At 72.0% G+C, this 13,971-nt stretch carries 15 protein-coding genes and 2 pseudogenes; 9 read left to right on the top strand and 8 right to left on the bottom strand.

All coding sequences use genetic code 11. The features are described from left to right. Window positions 1-156: 156 nt before the first annotated feature. Genes ACZ7G3_RS00085 through ACZ7G3_RS00075 form a run of 3 tightly spaced genes read left to right on the top strand, consistent with a single transcriptional unit; the run spans window position 157 to window position 2,508 of the window. Entirely contained in the window at window positions 157-621 is a 465-nt protein-coding gene (locus ACZ7G3_RS00085) for a hypothetical protein (protein WP_470922604.1), read from the top strand. Beyond that, window positions 618-1,814 carry a zinc-dependent alcohol dehydrogenase gene (locus ACZ7G3_RS00080; RefSeq protein ID WP_470922603.1) on the top strand — a complete coding sequence of 399 codons (1,197 nt, stop codon included), beginning with the start codon at window positions 618-620 and terminating at the stop codon, window positions 1,812-1,814. The genes ACZ7G3_RS00085 and ACZ7G3_RS00080 overlap by 4 nt, the downstream gene beginning before the upstream one ends. Next, window positions 1,801-2,508, top strand: coding sequence for a phosphodiesterase (locus ACZ7G3_RS00075; RefSeq protein WP_426556341.1), 708 nt, complete (start codon window positions 1,801-1,803; stop codon window positions 2,506-2,508). The genes ACZ7G3_RS00080 and ACZ7G3_RS00075 overlap by 14 nt, the downstream gene beginning before the upstream one ends. A gap of 359 nt (window positions 2,509-2,867) precedes the next feature. Here ACZ7G3_RS00075 and ACZ7G3_RS00070 read toward each other — a convergent pair. Beyond that, window positions 2,868-3,065: pseudogene (locus ACZ7G3_RS00070) on the bottom strand (site-specific integrase); the annotation flags it as partial. Window positions 3,066-3,173: 108 nt separating this feature from the next. Then, window positions 3,174-3,995, bottom strand: a complete 822-nt coding sequence (locus ACZ7G3_RS00065; protein WP_426522235.1) for an SDR family NAD(P)-dependent oxidoreductase — start codon at window positions 3,993-3,995, stop codon at window positions 3,174-3,176. Between the two features lie 115 nt (window positions 3,996-4,110). Between ACZ7G3_RS00065 and ACZ7G3_RS00060 the strand changes: the two genes are divergently transcribed. Beyond that, a complete protein-coding gene (locus ACZ7G3_RS00060) occupies window positions 4,111-4,710 on the top strand; it encodes a TetR/AcrR family transcriptional regulator (protein ID WP_470922602.1) in 600 nt (199 codons plus the stop codon). Window positions 4,711-5,091: 381 nt separating this feature from the next. After that, window positions 5,092-6,795 (top strand): SpoIIE family protein phosphatase, encoded by a 1,704-nt coding sequence (locus ACZ7G3_RS00055; RefSeq protein WP_470922601.1) that lies wholly within the window; start codon window positions 5,092-5,094, stop codon window positions 6,793-6,795. Between the two features lie 37 nt (window positions 6,796-6,832). On the opposite strand, the gene ACZ7G3_RS00050 is transcribed toward ACZ7G3_RS00055, so the two are convergent. Beyond that, on the bottom strand, window positions 6,833-7,339 hold the full coding sequence (locus ACZ7G3_RS00050; RefSeq protein WP_470922600.1) for a hypothetical protein: 507 nt from the start codon (window positions 7,337-7,339) through the stop codon (window positions 6,833-6,835). A 568-nt stretch (window positions 7,340-7,907) separates the two neighbouring features. Here ACZ7G3_RS00050 and ACZ7G3_RS00045 point away from each other — a divergent pair. From ACZ7G3_RS00045 to ACZ7G3_RS00030, 4 genes are all read left to right on the top strand, one after another. Further along, complete coding sequence (locus ACZ7G3_RS00045; RefSeq protein ID WP_470922599.1) at window positions 7,908-8,408, top strand: DUF5994 family protein; 501 nt, start codon at window positions 7,908-7,910, stop codon at window positions 8,406-8,408. Window positions 8,409-8,559: 151 nt separating this feature from the next. After that, window positions 8,560-8,961 (top strand): DUF6153 family protein, encoded by a 402-nt coding sequence (locus ACZ7G3_RS00040; protein ID WP_470922598.1) that lies wholly within the window; start codon window positions 8,560-8,562, stop codon window positions 8,959-8,961. A 117-nt stretch (window positions 8,962-9,078) separates the two neighbouring features. Then, window positions 9,079-9,732, top strand: coding sequence for a DUF305 domain-containing protein (locus ACZ7G3_RS00035; RefSeq protein WP_426556346.1), 654 nt, complete (start codon window positions 9,079-9,081; stop codon window positions 9,730-9,732). Between the two features lie 228 nt (window positions 9,733-9,960). Continuing rightward, on the top strand, window positions 9,961-10,485 hold the full coding sequence (locus tag ACZ7G3_RS00030; protein ID WP_426522231.1) for a DUF4396 domain-containing protein: 525 nt from the start codon (window positions 9,961-9,963) through the stop codon (window positions 10,483-10,485). A gap of 227 nt (window positions 10,486-10,712) precedes the next feature. Here ACZ7G3_RS00030 and ACZ7G3_RS00025 read toward each other — a convergent pair whose 3' ends face one another. From ACZ7G3_RS00025 to ACZ7G3_RS00005, 5 genes and pseudogenes are all read right to left on the bottom strand, one after another. After that, window positions 10,713-11,426 carry a cation efflux transmembrane domain-containing protein gene (locus ACZ7G3_RS00025; protein ID WP_470922597.1) on the bottom strand — a complete coding sequence of 238 codons (714 nt, stop codon included), beginning with the start codon at window positions 11,424-11,426 and terminating at the stop codon, window positions 10,713-10,715. After that, on the bottom strand, window positions 11,426-11,761 hold the full coding sequence (locus ACZ7G3_RS00020; RefSeq protein WP_426522229.1) for an ArsR/SmtB family transcription factor: 336 nt from the start codon (window positions 11,759-11,761) through the stop codon (window positions 11,426-11,428). The genes ACZ7G3_RS00025 and ACZ7G3_RS00020 overlap by 1 nt, the downstream gene beginning before the upstream one ends. A 160-nt stretch (window positions 11,762-11,921) precedes the next feature. Next, window positions 11,922-12,482 carry a GtrA domain-containing protein gene (locus ACZ7G3_RS00015; protein WP_470922596.1) on the bottom strand — a complete coding sequence of 187 codons (561 nt, stop codon included), beginning with the start codon at window positions 12,480-12,482 and terminating at the stop codon, window positions 11,922-11,924. Between the two features lie 182 nt (window positions 12,483-12,664). Then, complete coding sequence (locus tag ACZ7G3_RS00010) at window positions 12,665-13,498, bottom strand: ABC transporter permease (RefSeq protein ID WP_470922595.1); 834 nt, start codon at window positions 13,496-13,498, stop codon at window positions 12,665-12,667. Further along, window positions 13,495-13,971, bottom strand: a pseudogene (locus ACZ7G3_RS00005) (ABC transporter); the annotation flags it as partial. The gene ACZ7G3_RS00010 and the pseudogene ACZ7G3_RS00005, both read right to left, overlap by 4 nt.

Below are 13,971 nucleotides of genomic sequence, written 5' to 3'. Positions count from 1 at the left end.
ATCGCGGGCCGAACGGGCCCCATGTTCCAGTCGGACGGGTGACGACGGGGGAGCGCCGGGCACCGGCCGCGGTGACCGTGGCCGTTTCGTCCGCGGGGCCACGGAAACCCGGCGCCGGACGGTGGCCGCCGGGACACCGGAAGCGGAGGGCGTTCGATGAGGAAGCTGTGGTGGGCGGTTCCGGTCGCGGCCGTCGGGGCGGCGGCCGTACGGCGGTCCCGGCCGGCGCACCGGGCCGACGAGCGGGCGGGCGACCGCTGGCTCACCGTGACGGTCAACCGGCCGCCCACGGACGTGGGGTCGGAGGGGAAGCTGCCGCCGCCCCTGGACGAGCTGGCGGAACGGATCGATGTGCGGATCCGGCCGGCGCCGGGCGACCGCGGCACGGAACTGGCCGCGCGCTTCAAGGAGCCCGTGCCCGCCGCGTCCACGTCCGCGCCCGCGCGGCTGGCCGGGCAGGACCCCAGGCAGGAGCTGCGGCGCGCGTTGCGGGACGCGAAGTCTTTGCTGGAGGCGGGCGAGGTACTGCGGCCCGACGCGCCGCCCACGACCCGCTCCACGCCGGGCGGAAAGCTGGTCGAACTGTTCACCCGTCGCTCCGGTGGGGAGGGAGTGCTGTGAAGGCGCTGTGCTGGGAAGGCGTGAACAAGCTGTCCGTCGAGCAGGTCCCCGATCCGGAGCTGCGCAACGACCAGGACGTCATCGTGCGGCTGATCGCGGGCACCACCTGCGGCTCCGACCTGCACCTCATCGGCGGCTACATCCCGGCGATGCGCGCCGGTGACGTGATCGGCCACGAGTTCGTCGGCGAGGTCGTCGAGACCGGCTCCGCCGTGCGCAGGCACAAGGTCGGCGACCGGGTCGTCGTCTGCTCCTTCGTCGGCTGCGGGCGCTGCTGGTACTGCGCCAACGACCTGTGGTCCCTGTGCGACAACACCAACACCAACCCGGGCATCGGCCAGGCCCTCTTCGGCTACGAGACCGCCGGGATCTTCGGCTACTCGCACGCCATGGGCGGCCTGCGCGGCAGCCACGCCGAGTACGTCCGCGTGCCCTTCGCCGACTACGGCGCCTTCAAGGTCCCCGAGGGCATCGACGACACCAGCGCCCTGTTCGTCTCCGACTCCGTGCCCACCGGGTGGATGGGCGCCGACCTGGCCGGGGTGAAGCCCGGTGACGTGGTCGCGGTGTGGGGCTGTGGCGCGGTGGGGCAGATGGCCGCCCGGGCGGCCGTCCTCAAGGGCGCGGAGCGGGTCATCTCCATCGACCGCATCCCCGAGCGGCTGGCGATGGCCGAGCGGTACGCCGGCGCGGAGACCATCGACTACACCGCCACGGACGTCGCCGCGGAACTGCGCGAGCGCACCGGCGGACGCGGCCCGGACGTGTGCATCGAGGCCGTGGGCATGGAGGCGCACAGCGACGGGCCGATGCACCTGTACGACCAGGCCAAGCAGCAACTGCGCCTCCAGACCGACCGGCCCACCGCCGTACGCCAGGCCATCCACGCGTGCCGCAAGGCCGGCACCGTCTTCGTCCTGGGGGTCTTCGCGGGTGCCGTCGACAAGTTCCCGCTCGGTGCCGTGATCAACAAAGGGCTCACCGTGCGCGGCGCCCAGATGCACGGCCAGCGCTACATCCCGATGCTGCTCGAGCGGATGGCCGCCGGCGAGATCGAGACGGCCCACCTCGCGACCCACACCGTCTCGCTCGACCAGGCGCCCACGGCGTACGACATGTTCAAGGAGAAGACCGACGGCTGCGTACGCGCCGTCATCCGCCCCAGCCCTGAAGGACCGCGTGATCACCAGTAGGGTCGCCCACGGACTCGCCCGGCGCCTGGCCCGGTGGCGGTCGGCGCCGGCCCTGCACCCCCACGGGGTGCTGTGCACGGGGACGCTGACCGTCACCGCCGGCGCGGGGGCCCGGTGGGGGGTCCCGTGGCTGGACGGGTCCGGCTCCTACCCGGTAACGGTGCGCTGGTCGCGGGCGCTGGGCCTCCCCCGAGGGCTGCCGGACGGTCTGGGACTGGCTGTGCGCGTCGAGGGCGCCGACGGTCCGGGCAGCGCGCTCGACCTGCTGTTCACGTCCAGCCGCCCCGGCCGGTTCGGCCGCCACCTGCCTCTCCCCCGGTCCGACGCCCTGAAGGGGCCGTACTCGACCCTGTTGTCGTACCGGGTGGGTGATCGCGAGCGGGTGCTGGCGGCCTTCCCGGTGCACGAGCCCGACGCACGCCGAGAGGACGTGCGGCCGACTCTGTGGCAGGAACTCGCCCGCCGGCCCGTCCGGTTCGCCCTGCGGGCGGCGGCACCAGACGAGCCCTGGCGCACCTTCGCCACCCTGAGCCTGGAGGCGGTGCGCCCCGCTCCGGCCTCCCGCACCGTGTCCTACGACCCCTACGCGCACAACCTGCCCCGCCTGCACCCCACCGAACGGCTGCGACGCCTCCGCGACGCCGCGTACACCGGTTCCCGCCACGGACGAACCGCCGACGATCGCGACAAGTGAGGCGGTCGCTCCGGCGGCGGTGCCGACGACCGGCAGACGACAGGAAGCGCCCGCCATCAGCCGCAGCCGCAGCCGCAGCCGCAGCCGCAGCCGCAGCCGCAGCCGCAGCCGCATGAACGGCGTCAGCGGCCCTTCGGACGGCGGGTGGCACGAACCACGCGGGATACGGCGGCCGCAGCTCCTGCGGCAGCGAAGGCCGTGAACGCGACGCGGCGGGCGGCGGAGCCACCGGCCGGTGCGAGGTCACGGAGCCGGTCGAAAAGGCTCAGGGGGACACCTCGCACAGCGTTGCCCGGCGGGCGCCGCGGGACGCCGGGGTGGGGGCGAGTCGGAGCGGTCGCCCGAACCGCTTCCCACACAGCGGCGGCGGGCGGGTCGCCGTTGCCCTCCGCCTCTGTGCAGGCGTGGTCGATCGCCTTGCGGGTGCGGGTCTCACTGGACGGCAGCAGGTGCGTGTACGTCCGGAGCGTGAAGCCGGGATCCGAGTGGCCGAGGTACTCGGAGAGCGCCCCGACGCTCTCTCCCCACTCCCCCATCCCGTTCGCCGAAGCGGGTCTGGACGGGCGCCGGTCCATGATGACCGGCGCCTCCGCCACCCAGTCGACCGACCGGAGGTCGCGTTCCACGAGGTGTGGGAGTCACCGCCCGCCGCAGGGCAGGCCCGGTCAGCCTGGAGCGACGCGGCTGAGATCCTCCCAGGACCGGTACAGATCCGTTCGGGCCCGGTCCATCTCCAGGACATGGTCGAAGGACTGGCTGCCCACTATCAGCCGTCGGGGCGGGTTCGGCAGTGCCGCCAGCTGCATGATGACCGGGGCGGCGGTGTCCGGCTCGGGGGCGACGGCGTCGCCCCACATCGCCTCCATCTCGGTGCGCAGCCGCTGGTAAGGGGGCAGGGGTTCGGTGTTCGTGGTGCCGGCGGTGAACAGGCCGGTGTTGTAGCCGCCCATCTGCACGATGGTGACCTTGATGCCGAACCCTTCGACCTCCATCGCGAGTGCCTCGCTCACCGAGTCCAGTGCCGCCTTGCCCGCGCCGTAGTAGCCGACCGTGGCCATGCCGCCGCCGCTGCCCATCGAGGTGACCTGAAGAAGCCGCCCGCCGCCCTGGGCACGCAGGTGCGGAAGGACCGCCTGAGCCACCCACACGGCGCCGAAGAAGTTCACATCCATATGGGCCCGGATCTGCTCCTCCGTGGCCTCCTCCACCATGCCGTAGAGCATCGCTCCCGCGTTGTTGACAACGACGTCCAGCCTGCCGAAGGCGGCCGCCGCGTGCTCCACCGCGTCGAACACCACCCTGCGGTCGGCCACGTCCAAGGGCAGCGGGACCAGGTGGTCGGGGTACTCCTCGGCCAGTTCCTCCAGGGGCCCGATGTCACGGGCGGCAGCCACCACGCGGTCGCCACCTGCCAGGGCGGCCACGGTGAAAGCGCGCCCCAGGCCACGGGATGCGCCGGTGATGAGCCAGACCCTTGTGCCCGTCATGATGCGTCACCTCAAGTAAGTAAACGAGCCGTCTCGGTTCGCTATGACCGTAGAGCATGAGAGCAATCACAGCAATACGGTTCGTCTCGTTTCCTTTCCTGGGTAGGCTGGCCGCATGTCCACGGAGAGAGGGCCCGACCATTCCCGGCGCAAGGAGCGGTCCCGGCAGGCGATCCTCGCGGCTGCCCGCGCCCTGGTCACCGAAGAGCCGTACGAGAAGGTCACGCTCGAAGCCATCGCCGCGCGCGCCGGCGTCGGCAAGCAGACGATCTATCGGCGGTGGCCGTCGAAAAGCGCGGTCGTCGTCGCCGCCCTTCTGGCTCTGAGCGAGGATGCGGACGGGCAGTCGGTCACGCTGCCGGACACCGGTGACCTCCGAGCCGACCTGGGGCTCGTCATGCGCGCCACGGTCGAGGAGTTCGCCGACCCCTCCTTCGACAAGCTGATCCGCGCCCTGAACACCGAAATCGCCAATGACGCCGCGCTGGCAGCCGAGTACCGCGCGAAGCTGGCCGGGCCGCTGGACGAGGCGAAGAAGGCACGCCTGCGCAGCGCCCAGAAGGCGAGCCAGCTCGCCCCTGACGCCGACCTCGACCTGGTGCTCGAAATGCTTTACGCGCCGCTCTTCCTGAGGTGGCTGCACCGTAGCGGTCCGCTGACGACCGCGTACGCGGATTCGCTCGTGGACGCGACACTCAGAGCCTTCGGCCCCTGAAGAACGGGAGTGGCCGGCTGGGTGCGGGGACGACGTCCGGAGGAGCCGGAGGCATCCGAACCGGAGACGTGGCGGAAGCGGTGCACGGCCGGCAGTCGGTCGCCTGCACCTCCTCGCCGGGCCGTGAACGCTGTGCCCTGTGGCGAACCGACACACTCATGAGCATCCCAGTGCGGCGAACAGGGCCCGAAGGCCGCCCGCCGGGCCACGGCCCGAGGCGCCGTCCCACCGCCTCGGGCCGGCGCCGTCCCGCGCGCCGCTCCACGTGCCGACGATGCGGCCCGCGTCTCGGCGGGAGACCATCGGTGTACTGGTGTTTTCCGGGTTCGACGGCGCGCCCGCGATCCCGCTCGCGACCGTGTCACGGGTTGGAGGGGCAGCATGACGGACGGTGTGAGTCGCGGAGCGGGGGACGGGCCGGGTTTCTGGCAGCAGGTCGTCGAGCAACTGGAAGTCGCCGTGACCATGGCGGACCCGACCGGACGGATCCTCATGGTCAATCCGGCCGCCGAGCGGCTGCTGGGCCGTACCGCGGCGACGATGCGCGGCAGGGACATCCACGACCTGCTGCACCGGGATGCGGACGGCGGCACGATCCCGCGTGAGAGCTGCGCACTGTTGCGGACACTGGCCGAGGGAACCGCGGCGAGCGGGGAGAGCGAGACCTGCCTGCGGGGCGACGGCCGCCGGCTCTCGCTGTCCTGGTCCGCTTCTCCCCTGCCGTCCGGAGGACCGGTCCGGGGCATGACCGTACTGCTCACCGACACCACCAGTGACCGCACCGCGCATCAGGAGCGTGTCGCCTACACGAGCGCCCTGGAGGACCTCACCGGACGACTGACCCTGGTGGCGGAGATCACCGATGTTCTCGGCCAGACCCTGGAGACCGACGAGGCCCTCACCCGGCTCAACCGGCTCCTGGTACCCCGGCTCGCCGACTGGGCCGCGGTTGATCTCCTGGTCGGCGCCGATCAGGTCCACCGGGTCGCGGTGACCGGCCCGGAGGGGCGGGACACCGGCCAGGAGGACTGGCGCGGGCGTCTCCCCCCGGCCGGTGAGGCCGCCTCCTCTCCGCTGGTCCACGTGCTGCGCGGGGGCGAGCCCGTACTGCAGAGCCCGTCAGAGGCGAGTGCTCCGCCCGCCTCTCCACTGGCCGCGGTCCACAACGGCTTCCTGCGGGCGGTTCGAGCGACGTCCGCCATCTCCGTACCGCTGGGAACCTCCCGCCGGGTCGCCGGCGCCCTGACGCTGGCGCGCCTCAGTCCCGACCACCCGTTCGACGACGCTGATCTGAGGATCGTGGGCGACATCGGCCAACGGGTGGGGCTGGTCATCGACAACGCCCGCCGCTTCGGCCGTCAGCGCGCGGTCGCCGAGGCCATGCAGCGCAACCTGCTCGCTCCGCTGCCCCGGCACGGCCGGCTGCGGCTGGCCGCGCGCTATCAGCCGGCCCCGGCGGGTTCCCAGGTCGGGGGCGACTGGTACGACGCCTTCGAGCAACAGGACGGCGCGATGGCCCTGGTCATCGGCGATGTCGTGGGGCACGATCTGACCGCCGCCGCCGGCATGGCCCAGCTGCACGGCATCCTGCGTTCGCTGGCGTGGGACCACGCCGGTTCTCCCGGCGCCGTCGTCGACCGGCTCGGCATCGCCATGCCCGCCATCACCACCGTCACCATGGCCACCCTCGTCCTGGCCCGCGTCGAAGGCCCGGACACCGGTCCATGGACCCTGCGGTGGTCCAGCGCCGGTCATCCGCCGCCCCTGCTGGTGACCCAGGACGGGCAGGCGCGCTATCTGGAAGCCGGACAGGGGCTCCTCCTCGGCGCCGACCTGGAGACCGGGGAGCCCAGGCCCGACGGAACCGAGCCCCTGCCACCCCGCTCCACTCTCCTGCTCTACACCGACGGCCTGGTCGAAGTCCCCGGCAGTGACCTGGACACCGGACTCGGCCGACTGCGCCGTCATGCCCTCGCGCTGGCCGACGAACCCCTGGACACGTTCTGCGACGAGCTGCTCTCCCGCACACCGCCCGGCAGCACCGACGACGTGGCCCTGCTCGCCCTGCGGCTGCCCCGGTCTTGAGGCCACCGCCACGACACGGGACGTGGTGCTCGGATGCTCAGGTCTCGAGGACCAGGACACGGAACGGGCCGAGCGGCGCCGTACGAGGTGTGTCACCCTCCACGTACCGCCACCCCCAGGACCGCAGCGCCTCGACGGTCCTGGGGTCGGAGCGCTCCACCAGCGTGACGGCTACCGCGACGCCCTGGTCGGTGAGCAGCCGCTTCTGCAGCCGCCGGGCGAGGTTCCAGGCACGGTCCGGGTTCTGCCTGCGTACGCGGGGCGGAACGTGGATCCCGGAGATCACGAAGAGGCGCCCGGCGGCGGCGAGCCGGAGGAGTCTCCCCGGCAGGTACCCGTCGAAGCCGTCCCACCAGGGACCGTCGCCCCGCACGGGGAAACCGTAGGCGCACCCGGTCATTCCGGTGCTCTCCGCGATCAGCAACTCGAATCCCGGTCGCCGTACGTCGGTCGTCAGCCGCCGCAGGAAGGCGCCGCGGGCCTGGTTCCACGCCCAGGGGCCGCCGCCGGACGTCTCCGCGTACAGGTCGCCCAGCTCTTGCAAATGGTCCTCGACCTGACGCCGGGACAGCGGACGCAGGCGTTGCCCCTCGCGGGGCGAGGAGCCTCGTTCCGGCCGTGACGCGCCAGGGGTCTCCGCAACGCGTCGGCGTCGGTCCGGGGCGGCGGGGCGCCCGAGGAGCTGTGTGGTCGTCGGCGGAACCGGGGCGTTCGAAATCATGAGACGAGCCCTGCCCCGGGCGGATCCGGCCCGGTGTCGTCGGTCGCCGAGAGCGGCGCCGGTGTCGGAACCGGTGCGCGAGGTGCCCTCGGTGTCCTCAACCGTACTCCCGGGACCTCGCCGCTCGAACGGAGTGGCCCGGTCCGCGGCACCCGGCCGGGTGTCCGTCGCCAACGGTGTCGTACGGCTGGGGCGGAGACCGCCGTGCACACCCCGGACACAGTCGTCCCGCTCGCCCCCCGGCCCACAGCCCCTGGGACCTGTGGGCCGGGCCGCCCGGCACAGCCGAGGAGGCGGCCGGACCGGTCACGACCGCCGCGCTCGGCGATGCGCCCGGCACGCCGGGAGTAGCGTGGACACGAGGGGTGCCCCGAACAGGCAGGTGAGCAGGATGCCCGATCTCGATTCCCCGCCTCCGACAGGTCTCCTGGCAGACGGTGCCCACGAGTCCATGCGTCCTGGAACGGCGCTCCTGCGGCTCACCACCACGCACGAACGCGCCGGCATCCTGGACGGTGCGTGGTGGCCCCGTTCCAGGACTCTCACCGCCGAACTGCCCGGCCTGGTCAGCGCGCTGACCGAACGCCTCGGCCCGATCACACGAATCGGCCTGGACTCCGCGGCCTGGGACGAGCTGCCGACGCGCCTGACCGTCGACGACCGTGTGGTGCACATCGACGCCTTCACCGTGGGAGACGGCACCGTGCTCGTGACCCGAGGGCACAACGATCACTTTTCCCTGCTGGTGGTCCCCCCGGACACCCCCCGCGAGACGGCGCGGGCCGCGATGACCGCCGCGGTCCGTACCGGCAACCCCGGGCAGGCCCAGCAGATCCTGATCGACACCGGCTCGCATCAGACCCCGGGCGGCCCCCGGCGGGATGGCCGGTGACCCCGGGTGAACCACACCGGACAGGCGCTCCGACCAGTCACCGAGGGTACAAGCCAGGGCATATGAACCCGGTAAACGGTGTGCCCAGGCCGGCAGGCGGGACGGCTGACCGGCGAGAGGCGTGCCCGCGGCCCGCTCGTACGATGGGTGCGTGACCAGGAGCACCCGAGCAAGCAGCCGCCCGGCCGGGCGGCTGTTCGTGCTGCTGGTGATGGCGGTGCTGGCCGGCGTGCTGGGCATGCACGGCCTGGCCCCCGGGGCGACGCCGGCTGCGCAGAAGGGCGCAGATCACGCCATGGTGAGGGACGCGGCGGACGGTGTTCCGCATGCGGGCGGGGGTTGTACGCACACGGATGGCGGATCGAGCCACCTCGATCACGCAGATGGGACGTGTGCGGCTGCCGGTACCGGTTCGGCGTACACGCCGCCCGCGTTGACCGGCGCCTTGCTGGACCCGCCACCCGCCCCTGCGCCCGCTGCCGGGTTGTCGGGGTCGCCGCACGACGGCCGGGCCCCGCCCGATCTTTCCGAACTGCAACTCCTGCGGATATAGAGCGGCCCGCTCGGCACCCCTGTAGCCGGTGCTTCCCGGTGACGGTGCCGTGCTTCCGCACGCCCTGACATCCCTTCCACCGCGCGCCGTGACGGCGCGTCAAGGAGTTGCACCACCATGATCCGCAAGCGTTCCCTCATCCGCCGTACCGCCGCCGTTGCTGCCGCGAGTGCGGCAGCGCTCGTCCTGGCCGCCTGCGGCGGAAACGGCGACGGCGACAGCTCGGCCGGACACGACGGCCACAATGCCACCGCTCCCTCGTCCGCCCCGGCGTCGGCATCGGCCCCGGCCTCGGCATCGCAGGAACAGCACAACGCTGCCGACGTCGCCTTCGCGAAGGGGATGATCCCCCACCACCGCCAGGCCATCGAGATGGCTGACCTCGCGCCCGACCGTGCGCAGTCGGCCGAGGTGAAGAAGCTCGCCGCAGACATCAGGAAGGCCCAGGACCCGGAGATCAAGACGCTCTCCGGCTGGCTGACCTCCTGGGACGAGGAAGTGCCCGCCGAGGGCGCCATGGACCACTCCACGCACGGCATGGGCGGCATGATGTCGGCCGAGGAGATGACCGAGCTCGGGAATGCCTCGGGCAAGGCGTTCGACACCGCCTTCATGGAGTTGATGATCAAGCACCACGAGGGCGCGGTCGAGATGGCGGAGACCGAGCAGTCCGACGGCGTCTACGGGCCGGCCACGAAGATGGCCGGAGAGATCATCGCCTCGCAGAGCGCGGAGATCGAGCAGATGAGCATGCTGCTCGGCAAGAGCTGACCGCATCACGTCAGCGCGGGGCGGGCACCACCGACGCCCGCCCCGCGCGTGCCCGGGCCCGTCGTCTCTCCTCCGCGTCACTCTCCTGTCTGCCGGCGCCGGGCACTGGCTGCTCCTTTACCGCCCGGCGCAGGGCCGTACCAAACCTGGGAATATACCCCTGGGGGGTACAGTTTTGGTGGTGAGACCTCCAGGGTCCCTGTGGAACGCCGAAGGGAGATGACGGTCATGGACCACGGCACGCACCAGTCCGGCACCGCGCACGGCCACGGCACCCGTACGGGCGGCCACGGCGGGCATGGCGGAGATCACGCGCACGGCGCGACCTGGGCGACCGCGATGAAGGCGACGCTGCACTGCCTCACCGGGTGCGCCATCGGTGAGATCCTCGGCATGGTCATCGGCACCGCCCTGACGTGGGGCAACGTGCCGACGATGGCCCTGGCCATCACCCTGGCCTTCGTCTTCGGCTACTCCTTCACCCTCTTCGCGGTGGTGCGCGCCGGGGTGTCCCTGAAGGCCGCGATCAAGGTCGCGCTGGCCGCCGACACCGTCTCCATCGCCGTGATGGAGCTGGTCGACAACGGCATCATCGCGCTGACGCCGGGAGCGATGGACGCTCACCTCTCGGACGGACTGTTCTGGTACGCCCTGCTCGGCGGCTTCGCCGTGGCGTTCGTGATCACCACGCCGGTCAACAAGTGGATGATCGGCCGCGGCAAGGGCCACGCCGTCGTCCACGCGTACCACTGACCCGGACCGTCGCACCGCCGGCACGCTCGGCGCAGAAGCGGCAGTGCCCGTGCAGGTCCGCGTGGGCGGCGTACCTGGGGTCGCGAACAGCGCATCCGTCCGTCGACGTCAACGCCCGGTCCATGGGCGGCGGGTGCGCCCTGGCAGCAGAGACGGGACCGTTCCGCACTGACGATGCCGGCGCGGAACGGTCCCGGCATGTCCCACCACTCGCCGGCCGTGGGCGGTCAGTCGCAGCAGTCGCAGTCGGCGCGGCAGCCGCAGCCGCCCGCCCCGGCGTCGGCGGCCGAGGCCGCCAGGGTCGCAGAGGGTGCGCAGCATCCCTTGCCCTGCCAGGCGTCGTGGCCTTCCTTGAGGGCGAGGGCGGCGATGACGAGCGCGGCGATCGGGTCGGCCCAGGTCCAGTCGAGGGTGGCGTTGAGGACCAGGCCGGCCAGGAGGACGGCCGACAGGTACGTGCACAGGAGCGTCTGTTTGGAGTCGGCGACCGCGGAGGCGGACCCGAGTTCGCGGCCGGCCTTGCGCTGGGCGGCGGACAGGAACGGCATGATCGCGAGGGAGAGGGCGGCGATGACGATGCCGGGGACGGAGCGTTCGGCCTCGCCGGTTCCGGTCAGGGCGCGGACGGCGTCGACGGTGACGTAGGCGGCGAGCGCGAAGAAGGAGACGGCGATGATCCGCAGGGTGCGTTGCTCGCGGGCCTCGCGGACGGCGTGGTCGCGGGCGGAGAACTGCCAGGCGACCGCGGCGGCGGAGGAGACCTCGATGACGGAGTCGAGGCCGAAGCCGATCAGGGCCGTGGAGGAGGCGAGGGCGCCGGCGGTGATGGCGACGACCGCCTCGACGGCGTTGTAGGTGATCGTGGCGGCGACCAGCAGGCGTATGCGCCTGGCGAGGGCCTCGCGGCGGACCGGGGAGGGGCCGAGCGATACCGCGGCCATCAGCAGCAGCCCTCGTCGTCGGCGTCCGGGCAGGTGCGGTCGCTCTCCACGGCGAGCACGGCGGTGCGCAGGTCGTCCAGCGCGTGGCCGAGGCGCGGGTCGGCGAGTTCGTAGCGGCTGCGGCGGCCTTCGGGGACGGCGACGACCAGACCGCAGTCGCGCAGACAGGCCAACTGATTGGACAGCCGGGTGCGGGAGATGCCGAGGGCCTCGGCGAGGTCGGAGGGGTAGGCCGGCGCCTCGCGCAGCGCGAGCAGCAGGCGGCAGCGGATCGGGTCGGCCAGTGCCCTGCCGAAGCGGGTCAGGGCGTCGAGGTCGGTCGCGAAGGTCAGCACCCTCCAACAGTACACATAATCTTGAATTCAAGAATTCTTGAATCATTCGGTGCTCCCACGCCCCGCAGCGCGATGCCCGTGTTCGTACGTGTCGCGTTCGCCGCCGAGATGACCAACGCCCGCTGCCCGGGCGCGCTGCGCCGGTAAGCCGCGGTGACGGTCAGTACGCCGAGGCGGACACCGCCGGCCAGCGGTACGGTCGCCGGGTGCAGCCTGTACGGGCGCTCAGCCCTGATCGGCTTGCGGGCTCGGTGGCCGCCTCGGTGGCCGTGCCACCCGTGTCGGCCACGGTCCGCGAGCGGTTGCGCGCGAAGACGACGAGACGCAGGACCGCGAACCGCGCGACACCGGCGAGTGCGGACGCGGACAGGTAGACGGCCTGCTCGAGCACCGCACCGGCCGTTGCCACCAGTTGGTGCAGGGCGAACATCGCCGCGCAGGTCACCGCGTACGCGGCCGCCGCGGATCCGGCCGACTGCGCGTGCTGGCGCCAGGTCGCGTGCCTGCCCGCCCCGAAGGTGAACCGGGCGTGCAGCTCGGTGGCGAGCAGCGTGGAAACCGCGGTGATCAGGGCGTTGGCCAGGGCCCAGGGGAGCCAGGAGGCGAGGGCCGCCACGGCGAAGCTGGAAACCAGCCCCACCCCGCCGCCGCAGAGCACGAAGCGAGCGAAGGCGGTGAAGGCGCCGGGTGCCGCCTGCTGCCGGTTCTGTGCTGTGTCCATGATCCGCCCCCTTTTTTTCGTCCGGCCCGCTCCGTGAAACGCGCGCTCCTCGGCTCCGCGGCCGAGAAGCGCGCCATACAGTGGTGCCATGATGACACATCCATGGCACCACTGTGAATCAAATTGGCAGCACCGGTGACTGTGGTGGCACCACCGACGGTCAGAGGCCGCGTCCGCGCCGGCTACCGCGGATCGCGGCCGAAGGACGCCTTCGACCAGAAGTAGCCGAGCGCGGTGAGAGCCAGGCACCAGGCGACCGCGAGCCAGCCGTTGTGGCCGATCCCGGTACCGAGCAGCAGGCCGCGCAGGGTCTCGATGGCCGGGGTGAACGGCTGGTACTCGGCGACCGGCTGGAACCAGCCCGGCATCGCGTCGACCGGCACGAAGGCGCTGGAGATGAACGGGAGGAAGATCAGCGGCATCGCGTTGTTGCTCGCCGCCTCGGCGTTCGGGCTGACCAGACCCATGCCGACCGCGATCCAGGTGAGCGCGAGAGTGAAGAGCACCAGCAGTCCGAGTGCCGCGGCCCACTCCAGGGCCGTGGCGTCCGTGGACCGGAAGCCGATGGCCACGGCGACGGCGCCGACGAGGACCACGCTCAGGACCGACTGCACCACGCTGCCGATGACGTGCCCGATCAGCACGGAGGGCCGGTGGATGGCCATGGTGCGGAAGCGGGCGATGATGCCCTCGGTCATGTCCATGGAGACGGACACCGCGGTGCCGATCGTGGTGCTGCCGATGGTCATCAGTAACAGGCCCGGCACGAGGTAGGCGATGTACGCGGAACGGTCCGCGCCACCGTCCCCGATGCCGGCGCTCATCGCGTCGCCGAAGATGTAGACGAAGAGCAGCAGCAGAACGACCGGCGTGAGCAGCAGGTTCAGGGTGAGGGACGGGTAGCGGCGCGCGTGCAGCAGGTTGCGGCGCAGCATCGTGGACGAGTCGCGCAGGGCGAGGGAGATCCGGGCCGGGCGGGTGGGGGCCAGGGGGGTGGGGGCCAGGGGGGTGCTCATCGGACAGCCTCCTCGGGCTGGCTGGGCTGGGTGGGCTGTGCGTCGGTGCTGCCGGTCAGGGCGAAGAAGACGTCGTCGAGGTCGGGGGTGTGGACGGTCAGTTCGTCGGCTTCGATGCCGGCGGTGTCGAGCCGGTCGAGGAGGGAGCGCAGTTCGCGCTGGGTGCCGTCCGAGGGGATCTGCAGGGCCAGCGCTTCGTCGTCGCGGGTGGCTTGGTGCAGGGCGGTGGCGGCGGACCGGTACGCGGCCGGGTGGGTGAAGCGGAGCCTGACGTGTCCGCCGGGGATGAGCCGCTTGAGGTCTTCGGCGCTTCCCTCGGCGGCGATCGTGCCGTTGTTCAGTACGGCGATGCGGTCGGCGAGTTCGTCGGCCTCCTCCAGGTACTGGGTGGTGAGGAAGACGGTGACGCCGTCGGTGACGAGTTCGCGGATGATCTGCCACATGTTGTGGCGGGAGCGGGGGTCGAGGCCGGT

It is taken from the genome of Streptomyces sp. NPDC037271, from assembly GCF_055603605.1.
Note: the sequence above shows the minus strand (reverse complement) of the source record. Positions and strands in the feature narration are given on the sequence as shown.

Bases quoted from the DNA above. Each gene is read 5' to 3' on its own strand.
- ACZ7G3_RS00085 (WP_470922604.1), top strand. From the start codon at position 157: ATGAGGAAGCTGTGGTGGGCGGTTCCGGTCGCGGCCGTCGGGGCGGCG.
- ACZ7G3_RS00065 (WP_426522235.1), bottom strand. From the start codon at position 3,995: ATGACGGGCACAAGGGTCTGGCTCATCACCGGCGCATCCCGTGGCCTG.
- ACZ7G3_RS00060 (WP_470922602.1), top strand. From the start codon at position 4,111: ATGTCCACGGAGAGAGGGCCCGACCATTCCCGGCGCAAGGAGCGGTCC.
- ACZ7G3_RS00055 (WP_470922601.1), top strand. From the start codon at position 5,092: ATGACGGACGGTGTGAGTCGCGGAGCGGGGGACGGGCCGGGTTTCTGG.
- ACZ7G3_RS00045 (WP_470922599.1), top strand. From the start codon at position 7,908: ATGCCCGATCTCGATTCCCCGCCTCCGACAGGTCTCCTGGCAGACGGT.
- ACZ7G3_RS00035 (WP_426556346.1), top strand. From the start codon at position 9,079: ATGATCCGCAAGCGTTCCCTCATCCGCCGTACCGCCGCCGTTGCTGCC.
- ACZ7G3_RS00030 (WP_426522231.1), top strand. From the start codon at position 9,961: ATGGACCACGGCACGCACCAGTCCGGCACCGCGCACGGCCACGGCACC.
- ACZ7G3_RS00025 (WP_470922597.1), bottom strand. From the start codon at position 11,426: ATGGCCGCGGTATCGCTCGGCCCCTCCCCGGTCCGCCGCGAGGCCCTC.
- ACZ7G3_RS00015 (WP_470922596.1), bottom strand. From the start codon at position 12,482: ATGGACACAGCACAGAACCGGCAGCAGGCGGCACCCGGCGCCTTCACC.
- ACZ7G3_RS00010 (WP_470922595.1), bottom strand. From the start codon at position 13,498: ATGAGCACCCCCCTGGCCCCCACCCCCCTGGCCCCCACCCGCCCGGCC.